Source organism: Planococcus daihaiensis (assembly GCF_049262615.1).
GTDB lineage: Bacteria > Bacillota > Bacilli > Bacillales_A > Planococcaceae > Planococcus.
The window spans coordinates 2,895,501-2,906,801 of sequence record NZ_CP175504.1 but is presented as its reverse complement, the minus strand read 5'-3'; the positions used below and the strand labels follow the sequence as shown (position 1 = coordinate 2,906,801).

Below are 11,301 nucleotides of genomic sequence, written 5' to 3'. Positions count from 1 at the left end.
TGGTCACTCTCCTTTCTTGACTGGACGTTTGCGACCAACGCTCGCGTAAATCTTGTCCACCCATGATTTCCCCTCTTTTGCTTCCACTTTGAGGATGGTATTCTCTGCATTTTTGTTGTATTCTTTATCAACTTTCTTGCGGCGCTTCTTGAATAGTTCGATGAATTTTGCCGACTTCTTCCGTTTCGAATTAGCTATGGCATTCAGATGGGCATTCCGTGCGAAAGTGGATTCATTGACGATTTTGGCTTCATAAGCTTTCCGGATGAACATTTTCTCCAACTCCGTCAAAGCCTCGTAATCTTTCTTTGAATAGCTAAAATTGGCAACAAAAAAAGCGAAGTCGCGCGCTTGCGCATAGGACTCCGCTTTAATATTCAATTCTTCTTCCGCTTTGGTTAGTGCTCGTTTCTTGCCTGCATCCTCACCGAAATATTCATATTCAATTAGTTGTTGCGGAACAAAAAACCCATGTCCTCCTGCAGCTTGCCGATTGTAACGGCCACAATGTTAGAATATCCCTCAGACTCCATCAGAGAATTATAAATCTCCACCGCTTTTTTCCCTTTTACGGCTTGGTCCTGAGTTGTGTTATAAAGGCCTACTGCGAACAAACCTTCCAATACCTGCAGCGACAAAAGGCCGCCGGAACTGCGAAGCTCCCCCATCAGGGAAACTCCTTGCATCGATTCCAGTGTCTTAACTTTCTGCATATTAAACCGTAAATCCAGTACATCTTTTTCTACTTCAAACATATTTCATTCCTCCTAATTGAATTGAGTATTTCAGTTCTTATACGACGACTACGGGTTCTTCGTCACCAGGCATCATGTTGCCTGTTTCTGGATCTTCTAATAGGTCAACAAGTTCGCCGGAGCCGTCAAGAGAAGCTGAGTACGTCATTGCATCGTCGTATGGCGCTTCCAAGCTGTAATCTGTCAGTGAAGCCAAACCGCCGAACATGCCGACTTCATTTTTCTGATCGAGCACTTTTATACAAAGCAGCTCGTCGTTGTTGAATGCTGCAGATAAAGCTTTATGTGATGCGTGGCTTGGGACATATAAACCGTCGTTATCGATGGACCATTCTTTCATGCCGCCGATTTTCTTTTTCCATCCGCCGCCGCTGTCTTTCGACGTGACCTCAATGGAGTCTTTTGAACGGTTGATCGTCAACCCTTGCTGGCCTGCGACCGCTAACAGATCCGCGCCTGTTGCGTCAAAGATTGCCAGGATAATGTCCTTTCCGGCCATTGCCTGAGATGCGCCATCTGTAAGATCGCAGTATAAGTTATTTTCAAATGCCATTCTGTCTCACTCCTGTTATTTTATTTTGAATCCGTAAGATACTTTAAAAACGAACCCCAGTACGGCATGGCGCTCGTTTGTCTCTTTATCTGTAAAGTTACTGATCAACCCGGAAGTGGTCTGACCGAACAAGTCATAGCCCAGTGGCAATCCCAAGTATTCGGTCAGAGCTTCCTGTACCTTCTGGATATTGCCGTAATGGGCGATGCTGCTTGTATCCGGTTCGGATATGATGTGAACATGGACCGTAAACTCATCCACGTACATCGTTTTAGTGTTCTTTTCCGTCATCCCGACAATCTCCAGGAAGGTAAAGGGGGAAACTTCGTTTACTTTTACCTGGTCGACCAGCCGCAGATCCGTACCCGATTCAATCCGAGTCTTCAACGCAACGTGCATATCGAGCAGCGATAATTTTTTCAGCATGTTCTCACTCCCTCATCTTGGTGATCAAGTCTTCCCGGAATATCGGTTTCTGGATGTTCACGTTTGTTCTCAAGAAATATTGACCGGGTACAAAACCGCCATTGACCAGCCTATGACCGTATTCAACGTGTGGCGCATAGTCTTTTATATAGCCCATCGAATCACCGTTCACGGTAGCACTCATGCGCAATTCCGAACTGTCCACAGGTGTTCCGCCCTGCGCCGGATTTTTGGACTTGACCGCACGGTTCCGAAGCTCAAGTAAACTTTTGGCACCGACGCGGTCAAAGTCCGTCTGGCTCTTCCGGATCAACTCCTTAATCAAAGCCGTATCGCCCATCCACTCGACTCTCATTGGAAATAGTCCTTAATATGGCAGATGCGCCAGCGCACAGTATCTGTTCGAATCTCGATATCGTGATAACGCTCGCCTTCTAAATCGATAGAGTCGGCTTGTCGAATAATGTCGACTGGGGCATCGGTCAATAACTTCCGCTGCGTTCGGGTTACATCCCGGTCAAGTAAGGCGATTTCTTCCGTAGTCCAAGATGTGACAAGTCCTTCGTATAGTCCAATCAATACCGGTTCAGTAATCGGGTTGCCCAAAACGTCCTCGCCTGTCTTCTGGTCAGCATAGAGTTTTAATGGTTTAAATCTCATAGGAATCTCAGCTTTCCAGTCGATTCATCCTGCTTGGTTTTATACATGCGGCGGTATTCAGCCAGCTCGCTTTCGTATTCATCCAGCAGCCGGTTAATAAATTTAACGGAGAAAACATTCACGCTTTCCGATTCAACTCCCTGATGCTTCATCTGGTGTTTGTTATACATGGCATGCACAACTTCCACACAGATGGATTCCAGTTCGGCGGGAAAAACGGTCTGCTTTGTACCGACACGCAGCAAGATACGATCTTTGGCGGTTGTGATGAATTCCTCAGCGAGGCTGGTGTCGATATCCGGAACACGTACCTGTAATCTATCAATCATGCTCATGGTCGTTCACCACGCTTTACTCTTGGTTTTTATAGTGCTAATTCTGCTTGTACTGCGTTTTCTTTACCTTGTACCTTCTCGCCGTTGGACAATTCATAATATCCGCCGCCCGTGTGTTTCGGGAATTCAGGGTCCACAGGGTCCACAGGGTCCTCAGCCGCTTTCACAGCTTCTTTTACACTGAATTCCTTGATGACAGGTTTTTTTGCTTTATTGTTTTTGCCTCTAAGCTCTTGGCGTCGTTCTTCAGAAACTTCAAACCCTTCGCGCGGGAAAGGATCCCCTACTTCATATCCGTGTTTGTTATCCTGTCCGTCATTGAACTTTACGATTGCTACGTCTGCCATTATTGATCATCCTTTTCTAATTAAATTTTTTATTAAACTACTGGTGCTTCTTCAGTGATTGTCCCGACAACTACGCCGTCCAAACGTTCAGCGAACAAGACGATGCCGTAAGCCGTGATTGTTTCAGCCTGCAAGCGCTGCTTGTTGATATCGTGCGTTACGCCTATCAAGCCTGTCTCGTCAGTCGTGAAGTCGAAGGCCTGACCGATTTCTCCACCACTCATAACCGCGTGAGCTGCAATCAGGTTTTCGTCAGCTGTTGAGTAAACAGTGTTTTGTGGAATATCGCCGTGAAGGAAAACCACACGGTTATTCAAGAAATCTTCAATGTACGTCATACCGAAAGCCGTTTGCGTCGTAACGTTTGCTTTGCCCAAGTAATCAGCAACATCAAACGGGTTGACGAATGAAATGACTTTTACATCATCTTCACCGAATTTTGTTGTAACAGCTGCCCAGTTTTGTGCCAGTGTGTCCTGGAGACCTACACCTGTAGCCACGCCTGTACCAGTAGCCAATTGCGCCAAAAGTTTTGAGCGAACGCCTTTTTGAATTTCGCCGATCAACTTGGAATCCGTCATCGTGATGGCACGATCAAAACCGAATTTCTGAATATCTTCCATCGTTACCGCTTTGCGTTTTTTGTCCCATGTCAGTTCCTGTGATGGACCATCTTCCATAACCACTTCAGACAACGGAATGATGTCACCGGGAGCAACAACAGCGCCGCTTAGTGTCACGCTTGACGTGTACGTTTTAAGTACCGTACCGCTGGCCACTGGCAGGATGCGCTCAATACCTAACAGTTCATAAAGCGATTTAAAGCGCTGGCCGAATCGTTCTGTTAAATCGATGGAAAGGGCTTTACTCAGATTTGTTGTCAGCGGAGATTCCGCCGCAAAGAATTGGATATTCAATGGTAAAAGTGATCGTTTTTTAACTGTCATTTTGAAATGACCTCCTGTTTTCTAAGTTTTTATTGTTTAAAAAGGTGTGGATTTGCCTGAATCGCTTTAATGCGAGCCGAGGCATCATTAATTGCGAGAATTTCTGTTTTGGTAGCAGCGCCTGAACCGTTTGGTGATTTCTTCGGCGGCGTGCCTTTCAGTTTCTCTTTCACAGCTTCATCGACTTTGGCGTCGATTAAAGCGGCAAACTTGGTGACAGCTGCTTTCGTCGCGTCAGCGTCGTCACGTACCACAAATTCAAGCGTGTCCTCATCAGCAAGGATGTTGGACTCAGCTAACATCTTCGTGGCTTCACGTCCGAGTGAATAGCGATTTTGTGCAGCCTTCAATTCAGCGTTTTCTTTCTGCAGCTTCTCCAGCTCGTACTTCTGCTTTTCATCGGCGTTCATCTTCGCCAGTTTGGCTGCTTCTTCGATGGCTTTCTCTTTATCCTTTTCAGCGCGTGCTGCACGGTCCTTCGCAATCTTATCCACTTCTGCCTGAGTGAACATTTTCTCCGGCGGATCCTTTGGTGGATCAGCGGGCGGATCGTTCGGCGGGTCTGCGGGTGGGTCTTGCGGTGGATCCGCTGGCGGGTCCTGTTCAGCAAAGAATTGGATATTGAGTTTTAAAGGGAATTTTGATTTAGTCATGAATGATTGCTCCTTTTTTATAGACTTTGTTGTCTGTATTTTTCAGCCTTGCGCCTTTTTATGCCGTGAGCATGTTTCGGGCATGAAAAAAGAACCTACCTGATGGCGGGTTCTTAGATTTCGTCTGTTAAGTAGACCTTCCTAATGGGACCACTGATACTTAAATCCCTTTTTGCGCCATCAGGACTTCCTAAATCAATAACAGCGTAGCGGCCCGTTTGCTGGAAACTAAACAATTGAACCGGTTCGCCCCTCATAAAAATTTGTGATGTTACGGGAAGATCTGTCTCTGCTTTAGGGGCTTCAGTGAGCGGAATCGCTCTTGTTGCCGGAGTAGTGATATTGATACTGAAACCTACCGAGCCGTCGTCGTATGCTGTACGATCAAAATTAATAACTTCAATGGTTTTTGGGTCAATGCCTTTTAACATAGAAATTGCGGTACCAATCATTTGTTTGTTTTCCATTCAAAAACACTCCCTTTTTTCTGATTTGCTATTTAACCGATAGCTCGAAGATAATGGATCACCTTAACCTTTCCGGCATATCGCCTGCTTATGGTCTAGCAAAACCCATCACCCCTTTCAATCTCTAGCTCCTATAAGAAATCATCAAGAACGCCAGTGAAGGTTGTACGGCAACGGGTATGGAACGGCGGGAAGTTTAGCCCGACCTCAGCTTCATCAAATCTAAACCGTTTCCCGTCCATGTTCCGGCAGATGACGCTGGTCTTGCCGTCCATAATGGCATCAATGTCGTATTCCTCAACGCCGTTGTCCGTATAGCCTTTACTGTGTGACTGGTTCAGCACGAAAGCGGCTTCTGTTGTCACAAGGCGGCGGGCATCATATGCACCAACATCGAAACGCCGCTGCATCTCAGCTGCAATTGATTTGTAATTGTCGCCTCTTGCCAAGCCGTCACGGAATTCATTCTGCATATAACCGAGCATCTTCTCTTTATTGCCCCAGATCCGTTCCGAGAAGTTCTGGCCTTTCACCCATTTCTTGTAAATGGTGTTGCGAATCACCGTATCGGACACAGCGACAAAAGTTGAACCGAGTCCGAGCTCCACCATCAAAGCTTTGTAGTTCTTGCCGTATGTCTTCAGCAAGTGTTTTTCAAAGACTTGCTGTTCAAAGGCGCCAAGCTCCAGCAGCTTCATGTTCATCGACTGGTGAAGTCCTTGCAGGCGATTCAGCTTGTAAATGCTCTCCCGTACAGGCATCAGGTTTACGTACTTCGGATACTTCAAAGCAAAGTTGTCCATATCCTCGAAAAGCATGCGGCGATCCCTGTCGTCCAGATCCTGCAGGAGCACACGGAATTCAATTACGTTGTCCTTGCCATATTTGGCAAAATAAGAAGCAATATCCCGTTCGACATCTTTCGACATCTTGGCATATTGCTTTTCCAGCTTTTTATTGACTTTGTTGTCGTCCTTCTCCTGGTTGTCCCACCACTGTTCATGGCGTTTACCCCAGTAGTCCTTATTCTTCTTGACTGCCATCAGATGTCACCTTCTCATTGAACGGCGTATTCATATCGCTGTTATAAGAGTTTGTAGCGGCCTCGGCTTTCTGCTTGGCCAGTTCATCGATAACGTCCTGAACGTTGTCCACGTTTGACAACATGCCGTAAAGGAAACTGTTTGGCAGAATGCCGACCAGCTGCGCGACCGTCTCCGCTTCTTCCTTCAAGTTGTTCGGAATGTTGCGGCTGAACTTGTAATCAATCTCCAGATAACTCTCAGGCGGCTGCGTGAACTGCTGCGGCACGTTGAACATCATTTTGAAACGCTGCATCATGCCTGCAGTGAATTTCCGTTCCTTCATCAAGGCGACGTTCTCCATTGGCTGCAGTTTGTATTTCAGCGAGATCCCGGAAGATGAACCGAAGTTCTCGTCACTGATATTTGCCACCATCGCAATCTGGAAAATATCTTCTTTCAGACGTTCAATTAGATTTTCCTGTGTGATATCGGCATTCGGCTTGTCCAGAAATTCCACAACAATCTTACTGGCATCGCCGCCGGCTTCTTTAAGGTTGATGATGCGGTTGTCTCGGATCTTGTCCAGTGTAGGCTGATCTATTTCAACGCCTAGAATTGATAAATAAGCATCTGCGAAATAGTCCACATCATTGGCCTTCTCCGACAGCGCTTTGTTGTAGGCGTTGATCAATGAAATGACACTTTCAAAAGCGGATTGTTTTTCTTCATTCTCCAAATACTCGATCAGCGGCACATCGCCGTAATAATGCGCTTCGCCATTCTCGATGACCATTTCGCCTTTATCATTTACGGCGAAAGGCTGCTTGTCTGTAGCGGAATAGATAGCGCCTTTCAGCAGGTCGTCTTTGTCCTTATAAGCATGGACGCCGTACAGCGGTTTCTGTCCAATCGTGTCATCGTAAATGACGAAAGCTTCTTGCGGCCGTAAATACGTGACGCGCGTATTGGCTTCATCGTCCTGGTACAGAAATTCATAGGCATGGCCGTAAATGCTGCACATCTTCGCAAGCTCGGCGTTATTGTCATTCTGGCTGTTCCGTTTTGCGATCAGTTTCATGCGATCTGCTGTTTCAGCATGCGGATGGACCGTCTTGATCGGCGTCCCAACAAAATAACCGTTCAGCGTATCAACAATGTATTTCGCAAAGTTGACCACTAAACGGTTATCTGGTTTTCCTGAATCTTTATCGTCTGCAGCGAGGATGTCGTGCTGTCCCTTATACATATTGGACAGCATGTCATATCGCGTCTGGAGGGCGGCGTGTTCGTCAATGAACTTTTTCAGCAGTTCGCCGTCCAGCTCTTCCTCTTCGGGGTTCATAATGAATACCATTTACAGGCCTCCTTTGAATAGGTTTGCGACAGGTTTGCGGTTAATGCCTTCAACGGCATACCGGATCGCGTCAATTGTATGGTTATAAGAATCGACCGGCTCATTGTGATACTCGCCTGTCTTCTTATCCTTTTTCCATGTGTAGTTTTCAAGTTCTTCGGTTACTTTGAAGCAGCGTTCATCCACGATGATTTGAAACTGATTCAAAAACTGGATGCCGTTCATTACGCTGTCCTTGCCTTTTCTTGCTGGACGAATCCTGCTGATGTCGTGCCTTGCAATTTCGGCTATACTCTTCTGCTCGGCGCTGTCAGCCGTGATGACTTCCTTGCTGTAGCCCAGCGACTTAATCGCCCTGGCAATCTCATCATTCAGCATGCCTTGTTTCACATACTCCTCAACGATATACAGCTTTTTCTCTTTTTCATCGACCTTGACATGGATGAAAGCGGAAGGGTCATTGATATAACCGAAATCCAGCCCAAAGTAAGATGGCAGGTGCCGTAATTCTGTTTGATCCAGCAGCCGTTTTTCGTAACTGGGGAAAATCAGCTTATCCAGCGTGGCAAATTCGCCCAGTGCGTATATGCGGTAATAAGCCGGATTGCGTGCTGCTAAGTTCTGTAGGTTCTCCCGTACCGAATCATCGAGAAATTTATTGTCCTCAAAGGTTGAATGCAGGATCGTTACGTTCTTCAGAGCTTCTTTTGGTTCAAAGAAATATTTGTATACCCAATTTAGTTTCGAAACCGGGTTAAACATCAGGAATAATTGGCGGTGCTTGTGCTTTTTCTCCCGGAGACGCAGCGTTAATTGCGTATAATCCTCCAGGTTGAATTCCGAAGCCTCTTCCATCACGATATCGGATATCCCTTTGATGGATTTGATCTTCTCCGGGTTGTCCATCCCCTTAAACAGGAATACGGCTCCATTCGGCAGCGTGATCCGGTAGTCTGTCATATTGATTTTGCAGTGTTCCAGTATTCCAAAGCTGGACAAGCATGCCATCACATCTTCAAAGATGGAGTCCTTGATGGTGGCGGCGACCTTCCGGGTAAAGAGTACCCTTCTTGGCCGTTCCCATTGCATCAGTGCCTTCTTGATGACTTTCTGCACAACGCCGTGTGATTTACCGGAAGAGGCGCCACCGTAATGGACCTCAGTGAAATGGCTGTAATCGTCCAGGACGGTAAAAATCTTTTTATTGAACACTTTTGACGGTTTCGGGAAATTCAGCTTAATTGTCGTCATCGTATTCACCGACAATGACCTCAATGACACGTTGCGTAATTTCTGCCTTATCCGTCCACATCGCATGGCGCTTACCGATCAATTCAGCGGCACGGTTTACGTCACTATTGCGGGTATCGACTTCAATGGTCTGAGCATATTCGTTATATACGACCTTCTCGGCAGTCTCCCCGTTCGCCAGTGTATATTCGATGGTTGCGGCCCTTTTAACGACCACCGTCTCCATTTCCTTACTTTCACGACGAAGCAAACGGGTCAATGTCTCCATGACTTCCTGCTGATCTGCAACCTTTTCAGATCGCAACTCTTCAAGGCGATTTTCTATATAAGCTGAGATATAAGGTTTTCTAAGGTTTTCGTACCCTGTAACGTGTGCTGTCTTCTTACTGTATCCAGCCAAGATTGCAGCTTCTGTCGCATTTCCAGTGATAATGTAATCATCTGCAAAACGCTGTTGCTTTACTGTCAGTTTCACCATTTACCACCAACTTTCAGGTTATTTACCGTTTTTAGACATAAGAAAAACGCCACCAAAAGGAGACGCCTTGATTACTTGATTACTTGATTACTTGATTACTTAATAAGGTGATTATAGATTTCTTGAATGGTATTAGTAAATGAATCTCTCCAAGCATGATTGCTGTCTTCCTTTGAATCAAACATGAAGGATTTACCGTTCTCTAACTTCAATTCAAGATTTACTCCTTGGCGCTCCAACTTTTCCTGCCGCTGGTAACTGACTCCTGCAACAGTTAAAGGATAGGTATCAACTATATAGTGTTTTGAAACACTATTAGCTTCAGAATACCGTTTAACTTCAGAGATAGATTTTCCGTGTAAAACGTAAAAAATCATCTCGTCTGATTCGTCTTCGAAGAGATATCTTGGGTAAATGTAGTTGATTTCACTACCTCTAAAAATATCCTCGAAAGTTTTTCGAACATCAAATTTATCATAGCTGTTAAAACCATTAGAATTTCTCTCTGATATCATGTGATTCGTTATTTCTTCTACTTTTTCAACCGCATTCTCATTTGTAATCATTTTTATTCCACCTCCCCCTCTAAAGCATTTCGACACTAAAAAAGGGAAATCCTGCTAAAAATGAAAAACGCCTCCAATGGAGACGCATAATCGTTTTATTAAAAACCGGGGTCGGTTTCGATATTATCTAGAATTGGAGCTTCTGATTTTTTTGATTTATAAAAGGTTACTTCTTTTTTATTCACAAGGGCTTCATATTTAACCAGGAATTTAGCCAATTCATTTTTGTCACTGAAAAAGCCGTTTGTTACATATCGTTCTGCGGTGTCACCTTCATCGTCCACCATTTTACTTAAAAGTTCTTCCTTCAATCCGTGTTCTTCGTAAGCTTTCACGATTGTCAACAATCCTTCAGCTACCGCCTTGTAAGAAAGTCCCAAGATGTGTTGCGTTACAAAGCTACCATCACCATAAGCTTTTTGGGCTGTATCAATCAAATCCCAGCCATTACTCAGGTATTCGTTTACCACGTCAGCGTTAGATATGTGCTTGATTTCTGCAAATTGACTCATTCAAACTGCCCCCTTTTATACGTTTTGTCTGTATGTAATTCCGGCTTCCTGTTTGGCTTTCTTGGAAGCGTCGCGGATCTTCTCGCGGATGTCGTGTGGATCCTTTACGTTTTTCAAAACAAGCACGGGGTCCGAATCATCGGAACTGATGACTTCGATATCACCAACGCCCATCATCTTGTCCTTCATTTTCTGCTGGACCGTGACATCTTTAATCTTGAAAAGCTCAATATCACTTTTCGTCTGTGCAATAACGCCCTGCTTATTTACTTTAAGGCGTTCTGTTGTCAGTGTATAATGCTCTTTCGGAATCTTGAACATGCCTTCTTTGTTACCCTTGATACCGAATAGGTGGTTTTCAAACTCCAAAATTGTAGTTTCTTCCACGACTATCACTCCCTCTTTTTCCCTAATCATACCAATATCTGAAAACTTCCGCAACGTGCATAAGCAATCGTCGCGGAAGAAAGGGAGGTGGAGAACGCCTCGTGAAAACGCCCTCACACAAATTGTATACTTTGTATTCTTTGTATTCAAAAAGGGGTACTTATGGCACTTCTTGTCCCTTTTGGATTCCATCAATGATACTGTTCCGGATCCCGCGCACTGTTTTCCGGTGGATGCTGAGATGCAGCGCGATGGCATTCAAGCTCATACCGTCCAGTAGGCAGTCGAGAACCGCCTGTTCCTTGTCGCCTTTGATGAAGTGCATCCGGCACTGCAAGTACTTGACGCGAAGCCGATACTTCTGCAATCTGCGGTGATTGATTTCCCGACGAACCACTTCTTTCTCGACGCGCCTTGACGGTTCACTTTGCGCCGCTTTCGGTTCATCTGTGTAAACGGCTACGCCAACAGTTTCCACTTGGTTCAGCTGAAGTTGCAGGCGATTGATTTCTTTGATGATCCAGTGGTAGTCCTGGATGATGTTCAGAATATCGTTAAAGGTCATCTGCCCTGTATCTGTCATCC

General features: G+C 45.3%; 19 protein-coding genes. All 19 read right to left on the bottom strand.

The annotated features are described in order from the left end of the window. Window positions 1–3: 3 nt before the first annotated feature. Window positions 4–381 carry a phenylalanine racemase gene (locus DHX103_RS14490; RefSeq protein WP_422122933.1) on the bottom strand — a complete coding sequence of 126 codons (378 nt, stop codon included), beginning with the start codon at window positions 379–381 and terminating at the stop codon, window positions 4–6. Between the two features lie 65 nt (window positions 382–446). Further along, window positions 447–755, bottom strand: a complete 309-nt coding sequence (locus DHX103_RS14485; protein ID WP_422122932.1) for a segregation and condensation protein B — start codon at window positions 753–755, stop codon at window positions 447–449. Between the two features lie 37 nt (window positions 756–792). Then, on the bottom strand, window positions 793–1,308 hold the full coding sequence (locus tag DHX103_RS14480; RefSeq protein WP_422122931.1) for a phage major tail protein, TP901-1 family: 516 nt from the start codon (window positions 1,306–1,308) through the stop codon (window positions 793–795). Window positions 1,309–1,323: 15 nt separating this feature from the next. Continuing rightward, window positions 1,324–1,734, bottom strand: coding sequence for a DUF5072 family protein (locus tag DHX103_RS14475; protein ID WP_422122930.1), 411 nt, complete (start codon window positions 1,732–1,734; stop codon window positions 1,324–1,326). 4 nt (window positions 1,735–1,738) lie between these two features. Then, window positions 1,739–2,089, bottom strand: a complete 351-nt coding sequence (locus DHX103_RS14470) for a hypothetical protein (RefSeq protein WP_422122929.1) — start codon at window positions 2,087–2,089, stop codon at window positions 1,739–1,741. Next, complete coding sequence (locus DHX103_RS14465; RefSeq protein WP_422122928.1) at window positions 2,086–2,394, bottom strand: hypothetical protein; 309 nt, start codon at window positions 2,392–2,394, stop codon at window positions 2,086–2,088. Before DHX103_RS14465 ends, DHX103_RS14470 begins: the two co-directional genes overlap by 4 nt. Beyond that, window positions 2,391–2,729: a hypothetical protein gene (locus DHX103_RS14460; protein WP_422122927.1), complete on the bottom strand. Its 339-nt coding sequence runs from the start codon at window positions 2,727–2,729 to the stop codon at window positions 2,391–2,393. Before DHX103_RS14460 ends, DHX103_RS14465 begins: the two co-directional genes overlap by 4 nt. Window positions 2,730–2,758: 29 nt before the next feature. Continuing rightward, entirely contained in the window at window positions 2,759–3,076 is a 318-nt protein-coding gene (locus DHX103_RS14455) for a hypothetical protein (RefSeq protein ID WP_422122926.1), read from the bottom strand. 32 nt (window positions 3,077–3,108) lie between these two features. Then, the gene (locus tag DHX103_RS14450) at window positions 3,109–4,023 is read right to left on the bottom strand and encodes a hypothetical protein (protein WP_422122925.1); all 915 of its coding nucleotides are present in this window, start codon (window positions 4,021–4,023) and stop codon (window positions 3,109–3,111) included. 29 nt (window positions 4,024–4,052) lie between these two features. Continuing rightward, complete coding sequence (locus DHX103_RS14445; protein ID WP_422122924.1) at window positions 4,053–4,676, bottom strand: DUF4355 domain-containing protein; 624 nt, start codon at window positions 4,674–4,676, stop codon at window positions 4,053–4,055. Between the two features lie 113 nt (window positions 4,677–4,789). Beyond that, window positions 4,790–5,143 (bottom strand): hypothetical protein, encoded by a 354-nt coding sequence (locus DHX103_RS14440; protein WP_422122923.1) that lies wholly within the window; start codon window positions 5,141–5,143, stop codon window positions 4,790–4,792. 131 nt (window positions 5,144–5,274) lie between these two features. Continuing rightward, window positions 5,275–6,186 carry a minor capsid protein gene (locus DHX103_RS14435; protein WP_422122922.1) on the bottom strand — a complete coding sequence of 304 codons (912 nt, stop codon included), beginning with the start codon at window positions 6,184–6,186 and terminating at the stop codon, window positions 5,275–5,277. After that, window positions 6,167–7,522 carry a phage portal protein gene (locus DHX103_RS14430; protein ID WP_422122921.1) on the bottom strand — a complete coding sequence of 452 codons (1,356 nt, stop codon included), beginning with the start codon at window positions 7,520–7,522 and terminating at the stop codon, window positions 6,167–6,169. Before DHX103_RS14430 ends, DHX103_RS14435 begins: the two co-directional genes overlap by 20 nt. Then, entirely contained in the window at window positions 7,523–8,773 is a 1,251-nt protein-coding gene (locus DHX103_RS14425) for a PBSX family phage terminase large subunit (protein ID WP_422124789.1), read from the bottom strand. After that, window positions 8,760–9,251 (bottom strand): terminase small subunit, encoded by a 492-nt coding sequence (locus DHX103_RS14420; RefSeq protein WP_422122920.1) that lies wholly within the window; start codon window positions 9,249–9,251, stop codon window positions 8,760–8,762. Before DHX103_RS14420 ends, DHX103_RS14425 begins: the two co-directional genes overlap by 14 nt. A gap of 95 nt (window positions 9,252–9,346) precedes the next feature. Beyond that, complete coding sequence (locus tag DHX103_RS14415; protein WP_422122919.1) at window positions 9,347–9,817, bottom strand: hypothetical protein; 471 nt, start codon at window positions 9,815–9,817, stop codon at window positions 9,347–9,349. Between the two features lie 98 nt (window positions 9,818–9,915). Further along, a complete protein-coding gene (locus DHX103_RS14410) occupies window positions 9,916–10,329 on the bottom strand; it encodes a hypothetical protein (RefSeq protein WP_422122918.1) in 414 nt (137 codons plus the stop codon). Between the two features lie 15 nt (window positions 10,330–10,344). After that, a complete protein-coding gene (locus tag DHX103_RS14405; RefSeq protein ID WP_422122917.1) occupies window positions 10,345–10,716 on the bottom strand; it encodes a PH domain-containing protein in 372 nt (123 codons plus the stop codon). Window positions 10,717–10,876: 160 nt separating this feature from the next. After that, window positions 10,877–11,299 (bottom strand): hypothetical protein, encoded by a 423-nt coding sequence (locus DHX103_RS14400; RefSeq protein ID WP_422122916.1) that lies wholly within the window; start codon window positions 11,297–11,299, stop codon window positions 10,877–10,879. Window positions 11,300–11,301: the final 2 nt, after the last annotated feature.

Coding starts and splice junctions, on each gene's coding strand:
- DHX103_RS14485 (WP_422122932.1), bottom strand. CDS start 755: ATGTTTGAAGTAGAAAAAGATGTACTGGATTTACGGTTTAATATGCAG.
- DHX103_RS14480 (WP_422122931.1), bottom strand. CDS start 1,308: ATGGCATTTGAAAATAACTTATACTGCGATCTTACAGATGGCGCATCT.
- DHX103_RS14475 (WP_422122930.1), bottom strand. CDS start 1,734: ATGCTGAAAAAATTATCGCTGCTCGATATGCACGTTGCGTTGAAGACT.
- DHX103_RS14470 (WP_422122929.1), bottom strand. CDS start 2,089: ATGAGAGTCGAGTGGATGGGCGATACGGCTTTGATTAAGGAGTTGATC.
- DHX103_RS14465 (WP_422122928.1), bottom strand. CDS start 2,394: ATGAGATTTAAACCATTAAAACTCTATGCTGACCAGAAGACAGGCGAG.
- DHX103_RS14460 (WP_422122927.1), bottom strand. CDS start 2,729: ATGAGCATGATTGATAGATTACAGGTACGTGTTCCGGATATCGACACC.
- DHX103_RS14455 (WP_422122926.1), bottom strand. CDS start 3,076: ATGGCAGACGTAGCAATCGTAAAGTTCAATGACGGACAGGATAACAAA.
- DHX103_RS14450 (WP_422122925.1), bottom strand. CDS start 4,023: ATGACAGTTAAAAAACGATCACTTTTACCATTGAATATCCAATTCTTT.
- DHX103_RS14445 (WP_422122924.1), bottom strand. CDS start 4,676: ATGACTAAATCAAAATTCCCTTTAAAACTCAATATCCAATTCTTTGCT.
- DHX103_RS14440 (WP_422122923.1), bottom strand. CDS start 5,143: ATGGAAAACAAACAAATGATTGGTACCGCAATTTCTATGTTAAAAGGC.
- DHX103_RS14435 (WP_422122922.1), bottom strand. CDS start 6,186: ATGGCAGTCAAGAAGAATAAGGACTACTGGGGTAAACGCCATGAACAG.
- DHX103_RS14430 (WP_422122921.1), bottom strand. CDS start 7,522: ATGGTATTCATTATGAACCCCGAAGAGGAAGAGCTGGACGGCGAACTG.
- DHX103_RS14425 (WP_422124789.1), bottom strand. CDS start 8,773: ATGACGACAATTAAGCTGAATTTCCCGAAACCGTCAAAAGTGTTCAAT.
- DHX103_RS14420 (WP_422122920.1), bottom strand. CDS start 9,251: ATGGTGAAACTGACAGTAAAGCAACAGCGTTTTGCAGATGATTACATT.
- DHX103_RS14415 (WP_422122919.1), bottom strand. CDS start 9,817: ATGATTACAAATGAGAATGCGGTTGAAAAAGTAGAAGAAATAACGAAT.
- DHX103_RS14410 (WP_422122918.1), bottom strand. CDS start 10,329: ATGAGTCAATTTGCAGAAATCAAGCACATATCTAACGCTGACGTGGTA.
- DHX103_RS14400 (WP_422122916.1), bottom strand. CDS start 11,299: ATGACAGATACAGGGCAGATGACCTTTAACGATATTCTGAACATCATC.